Origin of the sequence: Paraburkholderia sp. J12 (assembly GCF_905220215.1) — a bacterium.
Classification (GTDB): Bacteria; Pseudomonadota; Gammaproteobacteria; order Burkholderiales; family Burkholderiaceae; genus Paraburkholderia.
Window position 1 is genome coordinate 351,481 of sequence record NZ_CAJMZC010000003.1, and the last position, 23,953, is coordinate 375,433.

General features: G+C 66.8%; 23 protein-coding genes. 16 read left to right on the top strand and 7 right to left on the bottom strand.

Going from position 1 to position 23,953, the window contains the following annotated elements:
• Window positions 1-200: 200 nt before the first annotated feature.
• From U5760_RS10360 to U5760_RS10380, 5 genes are all read left to right on the top strand, one after another.
• A complete protein-coding gene (locus U5760_RS10360; RefSeq protein WP_322011519.1) occupies window positions 201-1,559 on the top strand; it encodes an aspartate aminotransferase family protein in 1,359 nt (452 codons plus the stop codon).
• Between the two features lie 13 nt (window positions 1,560-1,572).
• Window positions 1,573-2,316 (top strand): GntR family transcriptional regulator, encoded by a 744-nt coding sequence (locus U5760_RS10365; RefSeq protein WP_322011520.1) that lies wholly within the window; start codon window positions 1,573-1,575, stop codon window positions 2,314-2,316.
• Between the two features lie 44 nt (window positions 2,317-2,360).
• The gene (locus U5760_RS10370; protein ID WP_322011521.1) at window positions 2,361-2,921 is read left to right on the top strand and encodes an FUSC family protein; all 561 of its coding nucleotides are present in this window, start codon (window positions 2,361-2,363) and stop codon (window positions 2,919-2,921) included.
• A gap of 251 nt (window positions 2,922-3,172) precedes the next feature.
• Window positions 3,173-3,310, top strand: a complete 138-nt coding sequence (locus U5760_RS10375) for a hypothetical protein (RefSeq protein WP_322011523.1) — start codon at window positions 3,173-3,175, stop codon at window positions 3,308-3,310.
• 40 nt (window positions 3,311-3,350) lie between these two features.
• Complete coding sequence (locus tag U5760_RS10380; RefSeq protein WP_322011524.1) at window positions 3,351-3,791, top strand: rubredoxin; 441 nt, start codon at window positions 3,351-3,353, stop codon at window positions 3,789-3,791.
• A 44-nt stretch (window positions 3,792-3,835) separates the two neighbouring features.
• On the opposite strand, the gene U5760_RS10385 is transcribed toward U5760_RS10380, so the two are convergent.
• On the bottom strand, window positions 3,836-4,675 hold the full coding sequence (locus tag U5760_RS10385) for a helix-turn-helix transcriptional regulator (RefSeq protein ID WP_322011526.1): 840 nt from the start codon (window positions 4,673-4,675) through the stop codon (window positions 3,836-3,838).
• A 167-nt stretch (window positions 4,676-4,842) separates the two neighbouring features.
• Here U5760_RS10385 and U5760_RS10390 point away from each other — a divergent pair, with 167 nt between their 5' ends.
• From U5760_RS10390 to U5760_RS10400, 3 genes are all read left to right on the top strand, one after another.
• Window positions 4,843-5,667, top strand: a complete 825-nt coding sequence (locus tag U5760_RS10390) for a carbon-nitrogen hydrolase family protein (RefSeq protein WP_322011528.1) — start codon at window positions 4,843-4,845, stop codon at window positions 5,665-5,667.
• 197 nt (window positions 5,668-5,864) lie between these two features.
• Window positions 5,865-7,229: an APC family permease gene (locus U5760_RS10395; RefSeq protein ID WP_322011530.1), complete on the top strand. Its 1,365-nt coding sequence runs from the start codon at window positions 5,865-5,867 to the stop codon at window positions 7,227-7,229.
• A 247-nt stretch (window positions 7,230-7,476) separates the two neighbouring features.
• Window positions 7,477-8,559: a DUF2242 domain-containing protein gene (locus tag U5760_RS10400; RefSeq protein WP_322011532.1), complete on the top strand. Its 1,083-nt coding sequence runs from the start codon at window positions 7,477-7,479 to the stop codon at window positions 8,557-8,559.
• Window positions 8,560-8,663: 104 nt separating this feature from the next.
• On the opposite strand, the gene U5760_RS10405 is transcribed toward U5760_RS10400, so the two are convergent.
• Window positions 8,664-9,290, bottom strand: coding sequence for a LysE family translocator (locus U5760_RS10405; protein WP_322011534.1), 627 nt, complete (start codon window positions 9,288-9,290; stop codon window positions 8,664-8,666).
• 332 nt (window positions 9,291-9,622) lie between these two features.
• On the opposite strand from U5760_RS10405, the gene U5760_RS10410 reads away from it, so the two are divergent.
• The gene (locus U5760_RS10410) at window positions 9,623-10,105 is read left to right on the top strand and encodes an Lrp/AsnC family transcriptional regulator (protein ID WP_322011536.1); all 483 of its coding nucleotides are present in this window, start codon (window positions 9,623-9,625) and stop codon (window positions 10,103-10,105) included.
• Between the two features lie 84 nt (window positions 10,106-10,189).
• Here the strand turns inward: U5760_RS10410 and U5760_RS10415 are convergent, their stop codons facing one another.
• Window positions 10,190-10,912, bottom strand: coding sequence for a TetR/AcrR family transcriptional regulator (locus U5760_RS10415; protein WP_322011537.1), 723 nt, complete (start codon window positions 10,910-10,912; stop codon window positions 10,190-10,192).
• Between the two features lie 389 nt (window positions 10,913-11,301).
• Between U5760_RS10415 and U5760_RS10420 the strand changes: the two genes are divergently transcribed.
• The 5 genes from U5760_RS10420 to hydA all read left to right on the top strand — a co-directional run bounded on the left by U5760_RS10420 (window position 11,302) and on the right by hydA (window position 18,458).
• Complete coding sequence (locus U5760_RS10420; protein ID WP_322011538.1) at window positions 11,302-12,567, top strand: Zn-dependent hydrolase; 1,266 nt, start codon at window positions 11,302-11,304, stop codon at window positions 12,565-12,567.
• A 127-nt stretch (window positions 12,568-12,694) separates the two neighbouring features.
• On the top strand, window positions 12,695-14,080 hold the full coding sequence (locus tag U5760_RS10425; RefSeq protein ID WP_322011539.1) for an NAD(P)-dependent oxidoreductase: 1,386 nt from the start codon (window positions 12,695-12,697) through the stop codon (window positions 14,078-14,080).
• Between the two features lie 40 nt (window positions 14,081-14,120).
• Window positions 14,121-15,398, top strand: coding sequence for an NAD-dependent dihydropyrimidine dehydrogenase subunit PreA (preA, locus tag U5760_RS10430; protein WP_322011541.1), 1,278 nt, complete (start codon window positions 14,121-14,123; stop codon window positions 15,396-15,398).
• Window positions 15,399-15,449: 51 nt separating this feature from the next.
• Complete coding sequence (locus tag U5760_RS10435) at window positions 15,450-16,955, top strand: NCS1 family nucleobase:cation symporter-1 (RefSeq protein ID WP_322011543.1); 1,506 nt, start codon at window positions 15,450-15,452, stop codon at window positions 16,953-16,955.
• A 48-nt stretch (window positions 16,956-17,003) separates the two neighbouring features.
• Window positions 17,004-18,458 (top strand): dihydropyrimidinase, encoded by a 1,455-nt coding sequence (gene hydA / locus U5760_RS10440; protein ID WP_322011544.1) that lies wholly within the window; start codon window positions 17,004-17,006, stop codon window positions 18,456-18,458.
• A 61-nt stretch (window positions 18,459-18,519) separates the two neighbouring features.
• On the opposite strand, the gene U5760_RS10445 is transcribed toward hydA, so the two are convergent.
• From U5760_RS10445 to U5760_RS10460, 4 genes are all read right to left on the bottom strand, one after another.
• Window positions 18,520-18,786, bottom strand: coding sequence for a flagellar motor protein MotB (locus tag U5760_RS10445; RefSeq protein ID WP_415914083.1), 267 nt, complete (start codon window positions 18,784-18,786; stop codon window positions 18,520-18,522).
• A 61-nt stretch (window positions 18,787-18,847) separates the two neighbouring features.
• Entirely contained in the window at window positions 18,848-19,078 is a 231-nt protein-coding gene (locus U5760_RS10450) for a DUF2783 domain-containing protein (protein WP_322011545.1), read from the bottom strand.
• Between the two features lie 42 nt (window positions 19,079-19,120).
• A complete protein-coding gene (locus tag U5760_RS10455) occupies window positions 19,121-20,833 on the bottom strand; it encodes an FAD-dependent oxidoreductase (protein WP_322011546.1) in 1,713 nt (570 codons plus the stop codon).
• Window positions 20,834-20,897: 64 nt separating this feature from the next.
• Complete coding sequence (locus U5760_RS10460) at window positions 20,898-21,857, bottom strand: MBL fold metallo-hydrolase (RefSeq protein ID WP_322011547.1); 960 nt, start codon at window positions 21,855-21,857, stop codon at window positions 20,898-20,900.
• 304 nt (window positions 21,858-22,161) lie between these two features.
• Here U5760_RS10460 and U5760_RS10465 point away from each other — a divergent pair, with 304 nt between their 5' ends.
• Both U5760_RS10465 and U5760_RS10470 read left to right on the top strand, forming a co-directional pair.
• Window positions 22,162-23,061 carry an IclR family transcriptional regulator gene (locus tag U5760_RS10465; protein WP_415914074.1) on the top strand — a complete coding sequence of 300 codons (900 nt, stop codon included), beginning with the start codon at window positions 22,162-22,164 and terminating at the stop codon, window positions 23,059-23,061.
• Between the two features lie 20 nt (window positions 23,062-23,081).
• Window positions 23,082-23,918, top strand: a complete 837-nt coding sequence (locus U5760_RS10470) for an IclR family transcriptional regulator (protein WP_322011549.1) — start codon at window positions 23,082-23,084, stop codon at window positions 23,916-23,918.
• The last annotated feature ends 35 nt before the right edge of the window (window positions 23,919-23,953 follow it).

Below are 23,953 nucleotides of genomic sequence, written 5' to 3' on the forward strand. Positions count from 1 at the left end.
CGGCTCGAAAGGCGCGATGCAATCCGGCATCGCGCCTTTTTCTTTGGCGCTGCGGGCAAGACGCCATGAGCGACCGTATTCGATCCCCGTTTCCGTAAATTTGATCAAATTTACTTTCCCCTATTTCCCGTGCGATGATTTGATCAAATCTCGCGGCACATGCCATTCGACGTGCGCCGCGCTACACAGGAGACGCCCCCATGCCAACCCGTCAAGGCGTGAACTGGGACCGCGCGCAGCGCGTTCTCGCACGCGAACGCGAAGCGTTCATCGCCGCGCGTCCGAAATCGCAGGCGCTTTCGGCCCGCGCCGCGCAGCATCTGCTGTTCGGCGTGCCGCTGCACTGGATGAACGACTGGTCCACGCCCTTCTCGCTCTACGTCGAAACCGCGCGCGGCGCGACCTTCACCGATGCCGACGGCCACCGCTATGCCGACTTCTGCCTCGGCGACACGGGCGCGATGTTCGGCCACGCGCCCGAACCGGTGGGCCGCGCGCTCGCCGCGCAGGCAGAGCGCGGCTTCACGACCATGCTGCCGGGCGAGGACGCCGCCGTGGTGGGCGAGGCACTGGCCGAACACTTCGGCCTGCCGTACTGGCAGTTCGCGATGACGGCGAGCGACGCGAACCGCTTCGCGCTGCGCTGGGCGCGCGCGGCCACGGGCCGCCGGCAGATCGTGGTGTTCAACGGCTGCTACCACGGCACCGTGGACGACGTGTTCGTCGATCTCGTCGACGGCTTGCCCACGCAGCGTGCAAGCCTGCTGGGCCAGGTACACGATCTGCTGCCGTACACGCGCGTGGTGGAGTTCAACGACCTCGGCGCGCTGGAGCGCGCGCTGGCCGACGGCGAAGTGGCCTGCGTGCTGGCCGAACCGGCGATGACCAACGTGGGCATGGTGCTGCCCGAACCCGGTTTCTGGCGCGAGGCGCAGGCGCTGATGCGCCGCTACGGCACGCTGCTCGCCATCGACGAAACGCATACGATCAGCAGCGGCCCGCGCGGCTATGCGCACGCGCACGGCATCGAACCGGACCTCTTCGTGCTCGGCAAGCCCGTGGGCGGCGGCGTGCCGTGCGCGGTGTACGGCTTTTCAGCGGAATTCGCCGCGCGCGCGCAACAGGCCAAGCTCGACGCCCCGCCGGGCCACTCGGGCATCGGCACGACGCTCACGGCGAACATGCTCTCGATGAGCGCGATGCGCGCCACGCTCACCGAAGTGATGACCGACGCTGCCTACGAGCACATGTTCGCGCTCGCAGCGCGCCTCGCCGATGGCCTCACCGCCGCCATCGCCCGCCATGCGTTGCCGTGGTGCGTGACGCGCGTGGGCGCGCGCACCGAGTTCCAGTTCTGCACGGCGCCGCCGCGCAACGGCACCGAAGCGCGCGCTGCGATGGACGACGAACTGGAGCACATCGTCCATCTGTATCTGCTCAACCGCGGCGTGCTGATCACGCCGTTCCACAACATGATGCTCGTCTGCCCGGACACCACCACCGCCGATATCGAGCGGCTGCTCGAAGCATTCGACGCATGCGTGGCGGAACTGAAGTGAGCGGCGCACGGCAATGAAAACGCGCGCGCATCAATCGCTGCAGGACGAGACGTACGCGACGCTGCGCCGCTGGCTGAGCCTCGGCCGCTTCGTGCCGGGCGAGCGGCTGCGCATTCACGCGCTCGCCGAACAACTGGGCGTGGGCGAGATGCCGGTGCGCGCGGCGCTCGTGCGCCTCGCCGCCGAATCGGCGCTCGTGAATCTGCCCAATCGCGGCGTGGTGGTGCCGCAGCTCACGCACGCGCAATTCGACGACGTGCTGAACGTGCGCGTGATGCTGGAAGGCGAAGCCGCGTGCCTGGCCACGTCGCGTCTGACCGATGCCGAAATCGCAAAGCTCGATACGCTGTGCGCGCAGATGGCCGAAGCGCTCGCGCAGAACAAGCCCGCGCGCTATCTGGACGCCAACGAGGACTTCCATCTTGGGCTCTATCGCGCGTGCGGTTCGCGGCTGCTGGTGGAGTTGATCGAGACGGTCTGGCTGCAGGTCGGGCCGATCTCGAACCTGCTGTTCGACGACGCGGGTTTCGCCGCCTCGCTCAACGACGCGCACGACGGCCTGATGCGCCGCCTAAAACGCAGAGACGCCGAAGGCGTGCGGCGAGCGATCGAACGCGACCTGCGCCATGCGGCGCGGCAGTTGCGCAAGCATTGCCTGCCCGATGCCGCGAGCGAAACCGAAGCGGGCGGCGCAAGCACCGAAGCGGGACCGAAAGCACGCCGCCGCGCAATCTCGCGTGAGAAGGCGCGGACTTGATATCCTTGGCGGCACCTTCACCCGCCCCAAGCCCGACGCCCGCGATGCTAGATCCGCAAGAGAACCTTTTCGCCTACCTTTCGTCGCTCCAGCAGTCCGCGCTCAGCGCGCTCAAGAGCCTGCCGCTCAAGAACCGCGCGGCGCAAGGCGTGCTGATGGCGCTGCGCGCCGTGTGCGGCGCGGGCCTCGCCTACGGCATCGGCCATGCGGTGCATGCCGAGCAGGCGTTCTGGGCCGCCATCACCGCCATCGCGGTCACGCAGCACGACTACGCGGACACGCTCAGCCAGTCGCGCGACCAGTTCATCGGCGCGCTGGCCGGCGGAGTGTGCGGCTTCGCGGCGGCCATGCTCGGCACCGAAAACCTCTGGGTCTATCTCGCGGCCGTGGCCATCGTGATCGTCGCGTGCTGGTGCCTGAAAGTCAGCACCGCCGCGCGCCTGGCAGGCATCACCACCACCATCGTGCTGCTCGTGCCCACGCAAGGTCCCATCTGGGACGTCGCGCTGTTCCGCTGCGGTGCCGTTACGCTCGGCATGTTGTGCGCCCTGCCGGTGTGCTGGGTCTTCTCGTATGTCGAGCACAAGTGGCTGCACGCCTCCTGACCCGGGACCGATGCTGACCATCGGGAAATAGTCCATCTCCGCCCGTTCACGAATCGGCGCCCGATTCGCGGCGATAATCGGGGCCGTGGTGCAGCGCCAACGCCCCCGCTCGTCATGGACGAGCCCGTGCGACCGCTGCGCGCAGCGAGCCCCGAATCGCCCCCGCGAGCGCAAAAAACGTGCGAAACTCTCGCGCCGCGCGCCGTTCCGGGCGCCCATTCGACTCAACCTCCTGCGCGACCCAACGCACCATGAACACGACTTCCCGTAACCCTGTCCCTGCCAACGCGGCCGCCCCCTCGAACAAGTCGATCTCGCTGCTCCAGATGCTGGTGCTGATCGCCGCGAGCGGGCTGGCCGTGTCGCTCGCGGCCCGCTACTTCCTCTGAAGCCGGCCCGCGCGGGGCAGCCCGCTCTCCGCATTTGCCCATGTACAAGAAAGGCGTCGCACTCGAAATCCAGTTCTCACCGGAACGCCTGAACGACGGCGCGGGCGATCCCTACTGGATCGATCTCACCGCCGACGAAGCCGCGAAACTCCTCGCCGCACTCACGACGCAACTGGCCGCGCGCGAAGGCGGCACCTCGGCGCCGATCGTGGTCGCACTCGATACGCCACGCGCCGACCACAACGCCGGCGACGCCGATAACGCCGCCGCGCCGCAAAACACAGGCGCCGCGAACGATGCCTCCATCGACAACCGCTTCAAGCAATGGGTCTGCGTAATCTGCGGCTGGGTGTACGACGAAGCGGCCGGCGCTCCCGACGACGGCCTCGCCCCCGGCACGCGCTGGACCGACGTGCCCGACGACTGGCGCTGCCCGCTCTGCGACGTGGGCAAGGAAGATTTCGCGCTCGTCGAGTTCTGAAGCGCGCTACACGGCAACAGCGCAACGCGTCGGGCAATCTGTACTCACGCGCTTTCGTGAGCGCCCGTCTCGTAGAACAGCGCGAACAGCTCCGACTGCGAACTCACGCCGAGCTTCGCGTAGATATGCTTCTTGTGCGCCCGCACGGTCTCGAACGAAATCTCCAGCCGCTCCGCAATCGCGCGTGTGGAAAAGCCGCTCAGGCTCAGGCGCACGACTTCGATTTCGCGCGCCGTGAGCGGCATGCGCCCGCTTTGCTGCGCCACGGCCTCGAAACGGCGCGCGTCGTCGCGCTCGCGACCCGGCGCCGCCACGGCGGCTTCCTCGGCAGGCAGCGCCTCCGAACCGCCCTGATCGCCATGCTCATAAGGCAGTCGCTGGCGCATGAGCGCCACGACCCACGGCGCGAAGAGCGCGAACTGCGCAATCTCGCGCTCCGTGTAATGGTGCTTTGCACCGAATGAGAAGATCAGCGTGCGCTGCGCGTCGAGGGGAAGATTGAACTGCACCTCGTCGCCGATGATGTTGCTCTTGAAGTAGCGCTGGTAGTAGTCCGTCATGCGGAAGTTGTCGGGCGCGACTTCGGCAAGCGTGACGAGCCCCGTGCGCGGCCTTTCGCAGGCCGCGATCCAGAATGGATCGAGCTGGTACATCCCCTCCAGATAGGCGCGGAACAAGACATCCACGGTGCCGTCGGGCATCGGCGATTCGGCGCAGACGAAGGGCGCGCGATCGCGCATGAAGACGAGCGCGACCCAGTTGTCGAAGGCCACATAACGCTCGATGACGCGGGTCAGGCGGGTCCAGAAGTCGGGGCCGTCGAGGGCATCGATCAGGGTCGCCATGTGATGATGGAACGCCCGGTCCTGCCAGTCCTGCTCCATGGGTCCTCCGATCAGGGTACCCCGGTTGGGGAATTTCTGGACAAAAATAACGTGGTGATAATAGCCGCTCAGAAACACGAGCGGCCTTTTTTGTCGGTCCCGCCGCTCGCGAGCCCGCAGAAACAGGCACCACCGCAACGCGCGTGTGGAGTGGAAGGAGACAGCCCATGCAACTCGAACTCGCCCAGATTCCGCTCGAAGACGGCGTCGTCGCCCCCAACCTCGCCCGCGTGATCGACACGATCGGCAAGCGCCGCGCCGGCACCGACCTCGTCGTCTTCCCGGAAGCCACCCTCACCGGCTTCCCCACGCGCGACAACGTGCGCGACGTGGCCGAGGCTATCGAAGGCCCGTCGCTCACCGCCGTGCGCGACGCCGCGCGCGCCGCCAAGGTGGCGGTGGCCGTGGGTCTCGCGGAACGCGAAGGCGAGCGCTTCTACAACACGACGGTCCTGATCGACGAACGCGGCGACATCGCGCTGCGCTACCGCAAGACGCATCTGTGGGCCACCGACGTCGGCGTGTTCACGCCCGGCGACCGCTTCGAGGTCTGCGAATTCAAGGGCATGACCGTCGGCCTCCTGATCTGCTACGACATCGAATTCCCCGAAGGCGCCCGTGCGCTCGGCCACCTCGGCGCCGAAATGCTGATCGTCACGAACGGCAACATGGACCCGTACGGGCCCGTGCATCGCCGCGCGATCGTCGCGCGCGCGATGGAGAACCAGGTGTTCGCCGCGCTCGTGAACCGCGTGGGCAACGGCGACGACAACCTCACGTTCCCCGGCGAATCGGCGCTCGTGAGCCCGTTCGGCGAGGTGCTCGCCGAACTGAAGAACGAAGACACGGTGCTGGACGTCACGGCCGATCGCGCGCTGCTCGCGCAAAGCCGCGAGCACTACAGCTATGTACACGATGCACGCGTGGCGCTGAGCCTCGCCGACGAGAACGACGCACAAGGACGTCGCTCGCTGAAGATCCGTTCGCGCTAACAAGTCCTGACGCGCCCTGACGCACACGCTTTAACGCGCGCGCTATCCGCGCGCTTCAGGCGCCTACGCGTTTTCAGCCGCAAATCGACCGTACCGGATTCCCGCCCGGCTTACCGTGGTCCGCCGCCCTCGAAGCGACGGCCATGGCGTGCCGCATTCGCACGCAAGACAGCAGTACCCATGGAGACAACCGCATCATGAAGCCCTCAGCCCCTCCGGCCGCACCCGGTCAAGCCGGCGCGCACGAACCTCATCTCAAACGCGCACTCGGCCTGCCGTCCGTGCTGCTCTTCGGCCTTGCCTACATGGCGCCGCTGATCGTGTACGGCACCTACGGCGTGCTCGCCGGCGCGAGCCAGGACACCGCCGCGCTCGCCTACCTCATCGCGCTCGTCGCGATCGTGTTCACGGCGTTCAGCTACGGCAAGCTCGCCCGCCTCTTCCCCGTGGCCGGCTCCGCCTACACGTACACGCGCAAGACCTTCAACGCGCACCTCGGCTTCATGATCGGCTGGGCCACGCTGCTCGACTACTTCTTCCTGCCGATGGTGATCTGGCTGATCGGCGCGGCCTATCTCGGCGCAGCGTTCCCGAGCGTGCCCACCTGGATCTGGATCGTCGCGTTCATCGTGCTCACGAGCGGCCTGAACATCCTCGGCATCGAACTCGCGAACCGCTTCAACATCGTCCTCATGATCGTGCAGCTCGTGATCGTCGCGATGTTCGTCGTGCTGTGCTGCCACTATGCGTCGGCCGCGGCCGGCCCCGGCGGCCTCGCTTCCGCGCAGCCCTTCTTCCAGCCGCACGTGCCGCTTTCGGCCACGATGGCGGGTGCGGCCATCGCGGCGTATTCGTACCTCGGCTTCGATGCGGTTTCTACGCTCACCGAAGAAACCATCGAGCCTGAAAAGACCATCCCGCGTGCGATCGTGCTGATCGCGCTGGTGGGCGGCGCGATCTTCGTGATCGCCGCGTACACGTTGCAGCTCGCGCACCCGGGCGCCGTGTTCAAGGACCCGGATTCGGCCGCGTTCGAAATCGCGCGCAAGGTGGGCGGCGATATCTTCGTCTCGATCTTCCTCGCGGGCCTGATCCTCGCGCAGTTCGCCTCGGGCATCTCGGCGCAGGCAAGCGTGGGCCGTCTGCTCTACGCCATGGGCCGCGACGAAGTACTGCCCAAGTCGATCTTCGGCTTCATCCACCCGCGTTTCCGCACGCCGGCCATCAACATCGCGATTGCGGGTGCCATCGGCCTGATCGCGCTGAAGCTCGACGTCGCCACGTCCACCTCGTTCATCAACTTCGGCGCGTTCCTCGCGTTCACGGCCGTGAACCTCTGCGTGATCCGCCAGTACTTCGCGGGCGGCGAAAAGACGCGCGGCTTCGGCTTCTTCGGCGGACTCGTGTTCCCGCTGCTCGGTGCCATCACCGATCTGTGGCTCCTGTGCAGCCTCGAAAAGACCGCGCTGATCCTCGGCGCCATCTGGTTCGTGCTGGGTCTCGCCTACCTCGGCTGGATCACGCGCTGCTTCCGCCGCGCGCCGCCCGAAATGGCCGTGTAAGGCCCGGCGCGAGGCTTCGACTGGTGTAGCCGGTTGAAGCCCCGCTCGCGCGAAAGGGCGTTCCGACCGGGTCGGGACGCCCTTTTTCGTTGCAGCGGCGCTCGCGACACACGCGGCAGCGCCCTACGACGGGCCTTCGGCCGGCTTTCACGGGGTCCGAGCGCAAAAGACGCTTTCGTCACGCAAAGCGGAACCGAACTACAATGCATGCCGTCCCGATGTATCGCCGTAGAGTCCGGTCCGAAACATGCCCCGCTTTTCCAGAGTCGCCCCGTACCTGCCGAGCCCGCTCGCAGCCCTTAGCCTTACTGTCGCCACCGCCGCTGTGGTGGGGCTTGGCGCATGCTCGTCCTCGCAACCGAAGTTCCAGGAGGACCAGTTGCTGAGCACCGCGCCCAACCAGTTTTCGCGCGGCTTCGGCTACCCCGGCGCCGATGCCTGCGAAGGCGCGCGCCGCGCCCTGCTGAGCCAGGGCTACATGACGACGATGCCGCACAGCGACACGGTGGACGCGAGCAAGGACTTCCAGCCCGACGCCGATTCGCACATCGTCGTGGAGGTGCACGTGGTCTGCACGCCCGGCGACTCGTCGAACACGAGCATGGTCTATGTGAACGCGGTGCAAAGCGGCTATGCGCTGAAGAAGAGCGACACCTCGGCAAGCGTGGGGCTGTCGATCCTCGGTTCGGTCTCGCTGCCGATCCGCTCGAACAGCGACTCGATGGTCAAGATTTCGAGCGAGACGATCCAGTCGAGCGGGTTCTACGATCGCTTCTTCGAACTCGTGGGGCGTTATCTCGCCACCGCCGTGCGCAGCGAGCCGGTGCCGGGCGACGGCGGGATCAAGATCACGCCGCTGCCGCCGGTGACGATGCCCGCGACCGCGCCGGTGACGATGCCGGCCACCGTCGCGGCGCCCTCGCCGGTGCCGACCTCGGTGCCGCCGGTCGCACCCGCGAATGTCGTGGCCGTGCATCCCGCGGCGCTGCCCGTGACTCCGGGCACCGAGGCAACGCAGCCTTCGGTCGCGCACACCGGCGCCGCGACCGGCGTGGCGCTCCCGGTACCGGTCGCACCGGCTTCGGGCAGCAATGCGCTGCCGGCGCCGACGCTCACGCCGGCCCTTACCCCAGCAGCCAGCCCGGCGGCCATGACGACGGGCACGGCTGCCCCGGCCCAGGCATCCGCCGAACCGCCGCTCTTCGCCAGCAGCACCACGACGCTCGCTTCGGCGGCAACTCCGGCCACCATGGCCGCACCGGCGGCCGCGATGCCCGCAAGCGGCGCCAACGGTGCGCAGGCGCCCACCACGGCTCCGGCCACCCCTTGAACTGACCGCACGGGACGGTGCCGAGCGAAGCAGGGTAAGCAGGCAAACGGAGCGAGCGCCCACTAACCGCCGCCCCGGCCCGCGGGGCCACTGGGCCGCTCGCGTCAGCGCAGCCCCGCCATCATCGCCCCCATCCCCACGAGCAGGCTGCCCATCAGCCGGTTCACCGCGCGCATGCGCTTAGGCCGCTGCAGCACGTGCCGCAGCCGGTGCGAGAACAGCGCCATCGACGCCACCCCGCCCGCAAACACGACCGCGAAGGTCGCCGCCAGCAGCAGATATTGACGATTGGCGCTCCAGCCCGCGTCCGCGCTCATGAACTGCGGGAAAAACGAGGGAAAGAACAGCAGCGTTTTCGGATTGAGCCCCGAAGTGGCGAAACCGCGCCAGAACAGTTCGCGTCGGCTTGCGCCGGAGGCCTCGGCGGGGGTATCGGCGCCCGCGAGCGCGCGGCTGCGCCATTGCTTGCAACCCAGCCACACGAGGTAAGCCGCGCCCACCCAGCGCAGCACGGTTAGCGAATGCTCACTGACCAGCAGCAGCGAATTGAGACACAATGCGGTGAGCGCGAGTTGCAGCAGCACGGCCAGTGTGCCGCCCCAGACGCAGGGCAAGGCGCGCCGCCAGCCGGCCTGCAGGGCGTGGCTCATGGTGAGAACGTTCACGGGACCGGGCGTATAGACCAGCACGAGCGCGGCGACGAGAAAAGACAGATACAGCTGGATCGACATCGTTTTTGTTCTACGGGAAGTACAGGTAAGACGGCGTGTGCATGCCTTCAGGCCCGTCGGACGCTCCTCCTGACGCAGGGTTCGCGTGAAACGCCCGGCGGCCGGCGGGATCGACGGCAATCCGGCCTGACGGTCCGCCGCGGCTCGTGGCTGCGGCGGCGCGCCCCGCACCGGCGAGATGGCCGTGCGGGTCGTGCCGGGCTTGAAGGCACGTTGGAAAATATACCGGCCGGATTGCGGGAAAGGCTTCCTGTTTAATGGCCAGTCCCGCAAAATTCCAGAACGTTCTTCCGCTAGAATCGCATTTCACTGAATACGATTCTTCTTCGACAATGACCGCCCGCGAACGCCCCGCCCGAACGCCAGACAGCCAGGACCACAAGATCCTGCGCGCGCTGCAGAAGAACGCGCGCCTCTCCAATGCCGAACTCGCCGAGCAGGTGGGCATGTCCACCACGGCCTGCTGGAACCGCACGCGCCAGCTCGAAGCGGATGGCTATATCGACGGCTACGTCGCGCTCGTGAACCAGAAGAAACTGGGTTACGCGGACATCGTGATTCTGGAAGTGACGCTGGACCGCCACGAAGACGACGCGCTCGCGCGCTTCGGCGAAGCGCTCGCGGCGCTGCCCGAGGTGCTGGAGGCCTATCTGGTGTCCGGGGAGTACGACTACTGGATCAAGGTTGCGGTGGACGGCACGGCCGGCTACGAGCGCTTCCTGCGCGAGAAGCTCTATCGCATCGCCGGGATCCGGCACAGCCGCTCGATGTTCGCGCTGCGCTGCATGAAAGACGTGCCGTCAATGCAGGTGTGAGCAGCGCGCCCGTGCGGGTGCGCACAGGCATCCGCAAAAACACCCGCACGACCGGGCTACTGATTGGGCGGCTGATTGGGCCGCCTATTCGCGCGGCGCACGCGCCCCGCTCGCCCGCAGGATCATGCGCACCACCTCTTCGGTCGTCGCCTCGAATCCCGCCGCCGAAAGCGCGCGCTTGCCCGCAAGCGCACGGATCTGCGCTTCGAAGTCGGCGTAGTGCTGCGTGGTCGCCCAGATCATGAAGAGCAGCGCCTTCGGTTCGACGGGCGCGAGCAGCCCCTCCTCGACCCACTGCTCGATGAGCTTCACGCGCGTCTCCATCCACGGCTTCACGCGCTCGAGCAGGATGTCCTGCATGTGCGCCGCGCCGCTGATGATCTCGTTGGCCCACACTTTCGAGCCGAGCGGCCTGCGTCGCGACAGCGCCATCTTCGCGCGCACGTAGCCGCCGATGGCGATCACCGGGTCGTCGCTCGCATCGAACGTGTCGGCGGCCGCATTCCATTCTTCGAACACGTCGTCGAGCACGCGCCAGTAGAGCGCGAGCTTGGTGGGAAAGTAGTAGTGCAGATTGGCCTTCGGCAGGCCCGCGCGTTCGGCGATCAGCGCCGTGCTCGCGCCTTCGAAACCGCGTTCGGCGAACACGGCCTCCGCACACGCGAGCAGATGCGATTCGTTCGAAGCCCGTATCGATGCCTTGCGCCGGCGCGCCGGCTTGTGCGGCGCGTCATCGGTTTCGCGGTCCGTTGACGAAGCGCGCATCGTAAGGTTCGCGGCAGGCGGGGTCGTATCGTCGTCGCGCATGGCATTCGTTCCGCTCAGGATAGACAAGGCGCCGCGGGCCACCGGCCTCGCGACGACGGTTTCATTGTAGCCACAGTGCAAGCTTCGCCGCGCGCGCGTCGCCGCAACCGGCGCACGAGGCATCGCGCAATGCAGCATCGATGGCACGCTTTTCGCTCGCATTACCGCATTGAATTCGCGCAGTTTATCGGCTACAACCTGTCCAATCGGACAGGATTCGCGAAAGCGGAAATTCGCGGACTTCAACGACGCCCCGCGCATGCACCGCCTTCGCGCAGCGCGCCCCAGATGATGACAGAGATGCACGCTTTCCGAACATGAACGCGCTTCGCCAGCCGGCAAATGTCCGCGCAGGCGAAGCATCGCAAGTCAAGGCAAGGAGGACACGCATGAACGCAGTCAGCGAAGCGGGGCTCACCACCGCGATCCATGTGAACGGCAAGCGCCTGTGGGACAGCCTCATGGAGATGGCGAAGATCGGCGCCACGGCCAGGGGCGGCGTGTGCCGCCTCGCGCTCACCGACCTCGACAAGACGGGCCGCGATCTGATCGTCCAATGGGCCAAGGAAGCGGGCTGCACGGTAAGCGTCGATCAGATGGGCAACGTGTTCATGCGGCGCGCGGGCCGCAACAACGCGCTGCCGCCCGTCATGACCGGTTCGCACGCCGATTCCCAGCCCACGGGCGGCCGCTTCGACGGCATCTATGGCGTGCTGGGCGGGCTCGAAGTGATCCGCTCGCTGAACGACCACGGCATCGAGACCGAGCATCCGGTAGAAGTCGTGATCTGGACCAACGAAGAAGGCTCGCGCTTCGCGCCGGCCATGGTGGCCTCGGGGGTGTTCGCGGGTGTGTTCACGCTCGACTACGGGCTTTCGCGCAAGGACGTGGACGGCAAGACCATCGGCGAAGAACTGAAGCGCATCGGCTATGCGGGCGATATTCCGTGCGGGGGCCGCAAGATTCACGCGGCATTCGAACTGCACATCGAACAGGGGCCCATCCTCGAAGCGGAGAAGAAGACCATCGGCGTGGTCACGGACGCTCAGGGCCAGCGCTGGTATGAAGTTGTCCTTACCGGTCAGGAAGCGCATGCGGGTCCCACGCCCATGCCGCGCCGCCGCGACGCGCTGCTGGGCGCCTCGCGCGTCGTGCAGTTCGTCAACGAGATCGGCCTGCGCCACGCGCCGCTTGCGTGCGCAACGGTCGGCATGATGCAGGTGCACCCGAATTCGCGCAACGTGATTCCCGGCCGCGTGTTCTTCACCGTCGATTTCCGCCATCCGCAAGACGACGTTCTCGCGCAGATGGATGCAGAGCTGCGCGAAGGCATTGCGAAGATTGCGGAGCAGGGCAAGCTCGAAGCGCAGGTCGAGCAGATTTTCTATTACGCGCCCATTCCGTTCGACCAAGCTTGCGTGAAGTCCGTGCGCGCCGCGGCTGAGCGCTTCGGCTATTCGAATCGCGACATCGTTTCCGGTGCGGGCCACGACGCCTGCTATCTGGCTACCGTCGCGCCCACCTCGATGGTGTTCGTGCCGTGCATCGACGGCATCAGCCACAACGAGATCGAAGACGCGACGCCCGAATGGATCGAGGCCGGCGCGAACGTGCTGTTGCACGCCATGCTGGAACGCGCAAGCGAGCCCGGCTAACGCGACATCCGACCCAGACCGAAGCCAGGCGGCCACAGAGCCGCGTTGCACTCCCGTTTCCCCACGTACCGGCTCACGCGCTGCGCGAGCCGGCGGACCCGTGTTTTGCCTCGAAAGGAGCACCCGGATGTCCCAGTCCACAAAAAAAACCGCGGCCGATGTCGCCGCGGGCCGCCTCAGTGCCGAGCAGCTCGGCTGCAACTTCGCCGATGTCGCGCCGCCGCTTTCCGTCGATGCCGCGATCGTGGCCGCCGACCGCTGCCACTATTGCTACGACGCGCCCTGCATCGCCGCCTGCCCCACCGGTATCGACATTCCCGGCTTCATCCGCAAGATCGGCAACGGCAACCTGAAAGGCGCCGCGCGCGACATCCTCAGCGCAAATCCGCTGGGCGGCATGTGCGCGCGCGTTTGCCCCACCGAAATTCTCTGCGAAGGCGCTTGCGTGCGAAATCATCAGGATGGCGAACCGGTTAGCATCGGCGCATTGCAGCGCCACGCCACCGACTTCCAGATGGCGCGCGAAGCCGAAGGCGCCACGCCACTCTTCCGGCGCACGAGCGAGACCGGACGGCGCGTGGCCGTGGTAGGCGCAGGACCGGCCGGCCTTGCGTGCGCGCATACGCTTGCGCTCGCGGGGCATGACGTCACCGTTTTCGATGCGCGCGAGAAGCCAGGCGGCCTCAACGAATATGGCATCGCCGCGTACAAGACCGTGGACGATTACGCGCAGCGCGAAGTGCAGTGGCTGCTTTCCATTGGCGGGATCGAACTGCGGCAGGGCCAGCGCCTCGGCCGCGAAATCACGCTCGCGCAGTTGCAAGAGACCTGCGACGCCGTGTTTCTGGGCCTGGGACTCGGCGGCACACAGGCGCTCGGGGTCGAAGGCGAAGCGCTAGAAGGCGTGCTCGACGCCGTCGACTTCATCGAACGCCTGCGTGCCGCGGACGATCTCGCCACGCTGCCGGTCGGGCGCAAAGTGGTCGTGATCGGCGGCGGCAACACGGCCATCGACGCCGCCGTGCAGAGCCGCAAGCTGGGCGCCGGGCAGGTAACGCTCGTCTACCGGCGCGGCGCGGCGCAGATGAGCGCGACCTGGGCCGAGCAGGAATTCGCGCGCACACAGGGCGTGATGCTCGTGGAATGGTCGAAGCCGGTGCGCATCACAGGCGATGCGCACGTGGAAGCCGTGGAGTTCGAGCGCACCGCACTCGCCGCAGACGGCACGTTGCAAGGCACGGGCGAGATCGTGCGCGTGGAAGCCGACATGGTGCTCAAGGCCATCGGCCAGAAGCTGCTACCCGAAGGGCTCGACGGCCTGCAATTGACGGCCGGCGGCACGCGCATCGCGGTGGATGCGCACGGCGCCACCTCGCTCGCCGGCGTATGGGCAGGCGGCGACTGCGCGGGGCACGGCGCCACCGACCTCACGGTGCAGGCCGTGCAGGACGGCAAGCTTGCCGCCCAGGCGATCGACCGCTATCTCGCGAGCCAGGCCGTCAAGGCGGCCTGAAGCGGACACCCCCGAACAACGATCTACACGGAGCCCCACCATGGCCGATCTGCGTTGCACGATTGCCGGCATCGAATCGCCGAACCCTTTCTGGCTCGCCTCCGCACCGCCCACCGACAAGGCCTACAACGTCAACCGCGCCTTCGAGGCGGGCTGGGGCGGCGTGGTCTGGAAAACGCTCGGGCTCGACCCGCACGTGGTCAACGTCAGTTCGCGCTACGGCGCCACCACCTGGCGCGGCCAGCGCATCGCGGGCCTGAACAACATCGAGCTGATCACCGACCGCCCGCTGGAAGTGAACCTGCGCGAGATCCGCGAAGTGAAGCGCCTGTGGCCCGAGCGCGCGCTGATCGTCTCGCTGATGGTGCCGTGCACGGAGGAAGACTGGAAGTGGATCCTCCCGCAGGTGGAGGACACCGGCGCCGACGCGGTGGAACTCAACTTCGGCTGCCCGCACGGCATGAGCGAGCGCGGCATGGGCGCGGCCGTGGGCCAGGTGCCCGAATACATCGAAATGGTCACGCGCTGGGTCAAGGAAGGCACGCGTCTGCCCTGCCTCGTGAAGCTCACGCCGAACGTCACCGACATTCGCCACGGCGCGCGCGCCGCGCTCAAGGGCGGCGCGGACGGCGTCTCGCTCATCAACACCATCAATTCGATCGTGGGCGTGGATCTCGACGTCATGGCGCCGCTGCCCACCGTCGACGGCAAGGGCACGCACGGCGGCTACTGCGGGCCGGCCGCGAAGCCCATCGCGCTGCACATGGTGGCCGAGATCGCACGCGACCCGCAAACGCACGGGCTGCCCATCTCCGGCATCGGCGGCATTTCCGACTGGCGCGACGCCGCCGAATTCATCGTGCTGGGCGCGGGCAGCGTGCAGGTCTGCACCGCCGCAATGCATTACGGATTCCGTATCGTCAACGACATGATCGACGGCCTTTCGAACTGGATGGACGACAAGGGTTACGCGAACCTCGACGCGGTACGCGGCCGCGCCGTGCCCAACGTCACCGACTGGCAATACCTGAACCTCAACTACGACATCAAGGCACGCATCGACCAGGACCGCTGCATCCAGTGCGGCCTGTGCCACATCGCCTGCGAAGACACCTCGCACCAGGCCATCACCGCCACGCGCGACGGCAAGCGCCACTTCGAAGTGGTCGATGCGAACTGCGTCGGGTGCAATTTATGCATGCATGTGTGCCCGGTCGATCAGTGCATCACGATGGAGCGCGTCGATTCGGGCCGCTACGCGAACTGGACCACGCATCCGAACAATCCGGCGCGCGTCGCCGATCCCAAGGCGGCCTGATCCCCGCCCGATATTCAGCCAACCAACGACAAGCCACGGAGAACCCGCATCATGAGCCAGCCAGCGGTACCCGGCGACGCGAGCGCGCGCCGCAGCGAAAGCGAGCTATACAACGACGACCTCGCGCCCACCGGCGTCGCGCAGCGCACGTGGCGCTGGTATCACTTCGCGGCCCTGTGGGTGGGCATGGTGATGAACATCGCCTCGTACATGCTTGCCGCCGGGCTCACGGAGCAGGGCATGTCGCCGTGGCAGGCCGTGCTCACCGTGCTGCTCGGCAACAGCATCGTGCTCGTGCCGATGCTGCTGATCGGCCACGCGGGCGCGAAGTACGGCATTCCGTACGCGGTGCTCGTGCGCTCGTCGTTCGGCACCCAGGGTGCGAAACTGCCCGCCCTGCTGCGCGCCATCGTGGCTTGCGGCTGGTACGGCATCCAGTCGTGGCTGGGCGGCAGCGCGATCTACACGCTCGCCAACATCCTCACGCACAACGCACTCGTGGGCGGCGCGCTGCCCTTCCTGGGCATCTCGATCGGCCAGGGCGCCTGCTTCCTGCTGTTCTGGGTATTACAGCTCTACTTCATCCTGCACGGCACGGATTCGATCCGCTGGCTCGAAAGCTGGTCCGCGCCCATCAAGGTGGTGATGTGCGTCGCGCTGGTCTGGTGGGCCTGTTCGAAGGCGGGCGGCGTGGGTTCGATGCTCGCGCAACCTTCGCAATTCGTGGCGGGCGGCAAGAAGGCCGGACTGTTCTGGGCCACCTTCTGGCCGAGCCTCACGGCCATGGTGGGATTCTGGGCCACGCTCGCGCTCAACATCCCCGACTTCACGCGCTTCGCGAAGACGCAGAAAGACCAGCTGGTGGGCCAGGCGCTGGGCCTGCCCGTGCCGATGGCGCTGCTTTCGGTGGTCTCGGTGGTGGTGACCTCGGCCACCGTGGTCATCTACGGCAAGGCCATCTGGGACCCCATCGACCTCACGAGCCGCATGGAAGGCGTCGGCGTAGGCATCGCGCTCGTCATCCTCACGCTCGACACCATGTGCTGCAACCTCGCCGCCAACCTGGTCGGTCCGGCCTACGATTTTTCGAGCCTCTGGCCGAAGGGTATTTCGTACAAGGCGGGCGGCATGATTACGGCCACCATCGCCATCGTGATGATGCCGTGGAAGATTCTCGCCACGACGCAAGGCTATATCTTCACCTGGCTCGTGGGCTACTCGGCCCTGCTCGGCCCCGTGGCCGGCATCCTCATGGTCGACTATTTCCTGATTCGCGGCACGCGGCTCGATACGGCGCAGCTTTTCGAAGAGAACGGCGAATATGCTTACGCGAACGGCTGGAATCCGGCCGCCGTGATCGCGCTCCTCGCGGGCGTGCTGCCGAATCTGCCCGGCTTTCTGAATACCGCGTTCCCCGCGGCGTTCCCCTCCGTGCCGGACGCGTTCAAGGAGCTCTACACCTATGCGTGGTTCGTGGGACTTGCGATCGCGGCGCTGGTCTACGGCGTGCTGATGAAGCTCGGCAAGAGCCGGCGCCCGAGCATTGCGAGCGCGTAGGCACACTGGTTAGCCGATCAAGGCATTCACCGAAGGAGACATTGCATCATGGCGATCCTGATTCGAGGCGGCACCGTCATCAACGCCGACAAATCCTGGCGCGCGGATGTGCTGTGCGAAAACGGCACGATCCAGGCCGTGGGCGAGGGACTGGAAGCACCCGTGGGCGCGACGGTGGTCGACGCGGGCGGCCAGTACGTGATGCCGGGCGGCATCGACCCGCACACGCACATGGAGTTGCCCTTCATGGGCACGACGGCGAGCGACGACTTCTACACGGGCACCGCCGCCGGCCTCGCGGGCGGCACGACGTCGATCATCGACTTCGTGATTCCGAACCCGAAGCAGCCGTTGATGGAGGCGTTCCGCGAGTGGCGCGGCTGGGCCGAAAAGGCCGCGGCGGACTACGGCTTTCACGTGGCCGTGACCTGGTGGGACGAGAGCGTACACCGCGACATGGGCCTGCTCGTGCACGAGCACGGGGTCTCCAGCTTCAAGCACTTCATGGCGTACAAGAACGCCATCATGGCCGACGACGAAATTCTCGTGAACAGCTTCGCGCGCTCGCTCGAACTGGGCGCGCTGCCTACGGTGCACGCGGAAAACGGCGAACTCGTGTTCCAGTTGCAGCGGCAGTTGCTTGCGCGCGGCTTCACCGGGCCGGAGGCGCATCCGCTCTCGCGGCCGCCCGAAGTCGAAGGCGAAGCGGCCAATCGCGCGATCCGCATCGCCCAGGTGCTAGGCGTGCCGGTGTATATCGTGCACGTTTCGGCCAGGGATGCACTCGAAGCCATCGCCCGGGCCCGTGGCGAAGGTCAGCGCGTGTTCGGCGAAGTCCTCGCCGGGCATCTCGTGATCGACGAGGCGGTCTATCGCGATCCCGACTGGACGCGTGCGGCCGCGCACGTCATGAGCCCGCCGTTTCGCACGAAGGAGCATCGCGACGCGCTCTGGCGCGGCCTGCAAGGCGGCCTGCTGCATACCACCGCCACCGACCACTGCGTGTTCTGCGCTTCGCAAAAGGCCATGGGCCGCGACGATTTCATGAGGATTCCGAACGGATGCGGCGGCGTGGAGGACCGCATGGCCGTGCTGTGGGACCAGGGTGTCAACACAGGGCGCCTCACGCCCAGCGAGTTCGTGCGCGTTACCTCCACCAACGCAGCGCAGATCTTCAATCTCTACCCGCGCAAGGGCGTGATCGAGGCCGGCGCCGATGCGGATGTCGTCGTATGGGATCCGGAGGCCACGCGCACGATTTCAGTCAAGACCCACCATCAGAACGTGGACTTCAACGTGTTCGAAGGCATGACGGTTCGCGGCGTGCCCACGCATACGGTCTCGCAAGGCGAACTGGTCTGGGCCAATGGCGACCTGCGTGCGCGGCGCGGCGCGGGCCGCTACCTCAAGCGGCCGGCTAATCCGGGCTATGTGGAAGCTTCGCGGCTCGCGAAAAGCCTGAAAGAAACGCAACCCATGCATCGCGAAGGCGATAAGAGCTAAAGCGAAGTGGCGGCAGGCGCGGCAAAGCAGGCCTTGGCCGCACCTGCCAAACGGAAAAACCTCAGTACTCCACGAAAATCGTCACGCGCCGGTTCTGCGCGCGGCTCGCGGCGTCGTTGCCGGCGACGAGCGGAAAGTTGTCGGCACGACCGATGGCCGCAAGCCGCCCTGGCGCTACACCGCGCTCCACCAGATAGCGCACCACCGCGCCAGCCCGCGCCGAAGACAGTTCCCAGTTCGACGCGTATTTCGCGTTCGAGATGGGCGTGCTATCGGTGTGGCCTTCCACGACATTCGTGGGCACGACCGTCAACGGGCCGAACGTCAGGGCCTTCGCCGTGTGGCTTCTCGGCTCGGCGCCGAGCAACGCGTGCGCAGGTGCTTGATATTCATGCAGCGAGCTTGCGTGCCGTGCCGTTCGACGAGGGCGCGTTCACGCCGGCGCGTGCGTAACGGATCGCATCCATGAGCGCCTCGTGCTCGCCCACATGATTCGCGAGCAGCAAGATAAGCTGTGCGTTGACGGACTGGCTTTGCACGTCGTCGAGGTCGCGATGCATGTCGATCAGCGCTTCATAGAAGTCGTCGGGTCGCGCGAGGTTGGGTTGAGTGTTGAGCATGCTTGTCTCCTTCCTGTATTCGATCGTACGAGCCACTCGCCGTTACGCCGTACCTGCCACGCACAGCGCTTTGGCAAACGCGTTAGCCACGCAATCGGCGTCGACGCGGCGCCAGCGCGCGCAAACGTGCTGGTCCGGGCGTATCAGATAGAACGTCCCTGCCTGCGCGTCGTAGCGTTGTGAAGCGAGCCCGGCGTTGTCACGCACGATAGTCGTGTTCAGGGGCAGGCCTGCCGGCACCGCACCCTCACCTTCGAGCACCGCAACGATTTTCGCGGGTACGGCGCCTTTTGCGAGCGATTCGAGTGCCGCAATCGTTTGTACATTCAGAGCGGTGCCCGCTGCACAAAACAGGACTCCTTTGAAGCAGTCGCCGAGTTGCGCAAGCAGCCACGACGCTTTGCCGTTTGCATCCGCGACCGGTGCGTCGGTGCAGGGCGCGCCCGGCACCATGAGGCCGCTGAACGCATCTTCGTCCGCGGTGTTCAGCGACGACTCGCGCAGCACCGCAGGCACCGAAAGCCGCCCGCTGTTCACGAGCTGACGCGCAAACGCATGTTCGCGAGCGAGTGTGAGCACGGCATCGCGGAACACGCGGCTCACCGCACTCTTGGGCGTGATGAAGTCGGTCGAACGCGTGGAGTTGCGGATGTTCTCGTCGGCCGCGTATTCGCGCTCGCTCGCGTAGGTGTCGAGCAGCGCGTCGGACGCGCGTCGCTCCAGCACGGCGGCAAGCTTCCATGCGAGGTTCTCCGCGTCCTGGAAGCCGCTGTTCGCGCCACGCGCGCCGAACGGCGAGACGAGGTGCGCGGAGTCGCCCGCGAACAGCACGTTGCCGTGACGGAAGCGCTCCATGCGCAGGCACGAGAACGTGTAGATGCTCACCCACTCCAGCTCGAACTTCACATCGGGACCCAGCAGCGCGCGCACGCGCGGGATCACGCGCTCGGGCGTCTTTTCCAGCACGGGGTCGGCATCCCAGCCCAGCTGGAAGTCGATGCGCCAGACGTTGTCGGGCTGGCGATGCAGCAGCACCGACTGGTTCGGATGGAACGGCGGATCGAACCAGAACCAGCGCTCGGTCGGGAAGTCGGCTTCCATCTTCACGTCGGCGATCAGGAAGCGGTCCTTGAAGGTACGTCCCTGGCTGTCGAGACCCATCAGCGTGCGCAGCGGGCTGCGCGAACCGTCCGAGGCCACCACGTAGCGCGCCAGCAATTCATAGGGACCATCCGGCGTCTCGACGTTCAGCGCAACGTGCGCGCTTTCCGTGCCGGGCGTGCCGCGCTGCGCGAGCCCCGTCACTTTGCTTTTCCAGCGGATCTCCAGGTTCGGCAGCTCGCGAGCGCGCTCCAGCAGGAAGCCTTCCACGTAGTACTGCTGAAGATTGACGAAGGCCGGACGACGATGCCCGCTCTCGGGCAGCAGGTTGAACGTGTAGACCAGCTCGTCCTTGCGGAACACCTTGCCCACGTTCCAGCTCACGCCCTTTTCGACCATGCGCTCGCCGCAGCCGAGGCGATCGAAGATGTCGAGCGAGCGCTTCGAAAAACAGATGGCGCGCGAACCGGTGGAAAGGGTGCAGTCGTCATCCACGAGCACTACGGATATGCCCTGCCGCGCGAGGTCGATGGCCGTGGCGAGCCCCACCGGCCCCGCGCCTACCACCGCCACGGCATGCACCCGCGGTTCGGCATGCGCGCCTTGTTCGTGGCAGCGCGCGTAGTCGAACGTCAGCGTTTGATAGTCGATCATTGTTGTGTCTCTTGCCCCATGCAAAGCCGTCGGCAGAACTCAGCGCTTCAGCCCTTACCCCACCTCAGTCCTGCAACGCGCCCCACATTTCCTTGTCGCGCTGCGCCGTCCAGATGCGCGGATGCGTAATCCCGCTCGCCTCGTCGTACGCGCGCGAGACATCGAACGGTAAGCAGTGCTCATAGATGAACACATGTCCGAACTTCGGATCCATCGCCTCGCGCGTGAGCGCCATCGCCGCCTTCAGGTCGAGCTTGCGCTCCACCGCCTTGCGGCCCTGCGCGAGCAGCGTGGTCACGAAGTCCTTCGTATAGTCGAGGCCCTGGTTCACTTCCGCGGGCGTGAGGAGCGCGGGACCGCGACCCGGCACGAGCTTTTCTGCTTCGAGCGCGCGCAGTGCCTCAAGGGTGGCGGGCCAGTCGGCCAGCTGCGCGTCGCCGCAATAGCACGCAGCGTCGTATTCCACGAGGTCGCCCGAGAACAGCACCTTCTGCGAGGGCAGCCACACCACTGTGTCGCCCTTCGTGTGGCCCGAGCCCAGATGCGCGATCTTCACTTCCAGCTTGCCGAGGAAAAGCGTGATCTCCTTCTCGAACACAAGCGTGGGCCACGTGAGGCCCGGCACGGTTTCCACGCCCGCGAAAAGACGCGGAAAGCGCTCGATCTCCGACTTCATGTCGGCCTCGCCGCGCTCGACGATCATTTCGTAGGTGCCGCGGCTCGCAATGATCTGCTGCGCGCCTTCCTTGAAGTACGCGGAAGCCCCCAGCACGCGCACCGCGTGATAGTGCGAGAGCACGACGTATTGGATGGGCTTGTCCGTCACGCTGCGGATCTTCGCGATAAGGTCCTGCGCCATGGCCGGCGTGGCCGTCGTATCGACGATCAGCACGCCGTCGTCGCCGATGATGACGCCCGAATTCGGATCGCCTTCCGTGGTGTACGCGTAGGCGTTTTCGGAAAGCTGCGTGAACGTGACCTTTTTCTCTTCGAGGTCGGCCTGGGATGCGAACGCCTTTGCCATGGTGAGTCTCCGTATCGTGGGGGCCAGCGGTCCTTGACCAGCAGGGCCGGTGGTGACCGGTTGGGGGTCTGTGGAAACAGGCGGGGCGAAGCGCGGCTGGACCGGGCGCGATGGCGCCAGTCCGTTTGTCTCGCCCCGTTTCGAATTGAATCAATCCAGCGTTATGTCGGGGTGAGGGCATATTAGGCCGCCGTGTTTTTGTTTGTCAATAGCGAAATTACTTGCTATTGTTTAACGAAAGCCATAAGGCCGGGCGACAAGCCGTTCGGTTAACATGGACCCCTTTTCGAACCCGGAACCCGATGTGAACAGACGTCGCAACGAACGCGTGGACGCGGCCGAAGCGGGCAACGAGGCCGCCGCCGAAGCCGCCGGACGCACGCAGCGCGGCATTCAGAGCGTGGAGGTGGCCGGCCGCCTGCTGCGCGCGCTCGCCGACGCGCGCTCGCCGCTCGCGCCCAGCGACCTCGCGGCCAGCGGCGAATTGCCGTCGGGCCAGGCCCACGCGTATCTCGTGAGCCTCGCGCGTCTCGGGCTCATCAAGCGCGACGCGCTCTCGGGCCGTTACGAGCCGGGGCCGCTCGCGCTGCGCCTCGGGCTCCTGCATCTCGCCCAGCAACCCGCGTTGCGCGAAGCCGTGCCGCGTGCGGCGGCGCTCGCGCATGCGCTCGGCTGCAGCGTGGCGCTCTGTATCGCGGGGCCGCAGGGGCCCACCATCGTGCGCTACGAGCATGCGAGCCTGCCGCTGCATGTGAACCTGCACGTGGGCACGGTGATGTCGCTGCGGCGCACGGCGACGGGCCGCGTGTTCTGCGCGTTCCTCTCGCCGGAGGCGCTACATGCGATGTGGGCAAGCCAGGCCGCCCAGCCCGCCTACGCCGGGGAAGCGGGAGCCGCGCACGACCCGGCGCGCGAGCCCGAAGCCGATGCGGCCTTCGCCGCCACGCTCGAGACGATCCGCCGGCGCGGCTTCGAACTGGCCATCGACACGCCCAGCCCTGGCGTAAGCAGCGTCTGCGTGCCCGTGCTCGATGCATCCGGCGAGCTTCGCCTCACGCTCACCGCCATCGGCGCGAGCGGCACACTCGACGTACGCGCATCGGGCGCCGTGGTGCGCGCGCTGCGCGAAGCCGCCCGGTCGATCGGCGCTGCCGTTCCCGCCACGCGTTTTGCCCCGACTCCGAACCCGATATGCCCCGAGTAAGCCCACCGGCCGCGCCCGATATGCAGACCGAAGCACAAACCGACACGCAGCCCGACGACACCACCGCCGGCAAACCGCAACGCGGCATCCAGTCGCTCGACGTGACGGGCGAGCTGCTCGCGGCCCTCGTCGCGGCCGGCACGCCGCTCGCGCTGCGCGACCTCGCGGCGGCGGCCGGCATGGCGAGCGCGAAAGCGTTCGGTCATCTGGTGAGCCTGCAGAAGATCGGTCTCATTGCCCGCGACGCGGCGGGCCGCTACGAAGCCGGCCCACTCAGTCTCGAACTGGGGTTGATCGGCCTCGCGCGGCTTTCTCCCGTGCGCGAAGCCGACGCCGAACTCGTGAGCCTCGCCGCCGCCACCGGCATGAGCGTGGCGCTGGCCGTGCCGGGGCCGCTCGGCCCGACTGTCGTGCGGCTCGAAGAATCGGCCTGGCCGCTCCACGTGAGCCTGCGGCCCGGCACGGTGATGTCGCTCGTGAACACGGCAATCGGGCGCGTGCTGGCCGCCTGGCTCGACGACGAAGTGCGCGCCGAACTGCTCGAACAGGACGCGTTGCGTCTCGCAGGCACGCGCCCCGGCGCGGGCGAAACGAAGGCGTTTCGCGAACGGCTCGCAGCGATCCGCGCGGCAGGCCTCGACACGGCGCTCGACAAACCGGTGCCGGGCATCGTCACGGTGGCCGCGCCGGTCTTCGATCACACCGGCAGCGTGTGCCTCGTGCTCGCGCTGATGGGCCCTTCGGGCATCCTCGACACCGCCCCCGATGGCCGGCCCGCCCAGGACCTGATGGCCGCGGCACAGCGGCTTTCGCGGCGCTTCGGGTACATGGAAGGCGCGGCGCCGGCGCCGCTATGATCGCGCCCGATCCGGCGCAGCGGCGCTCGCATCGC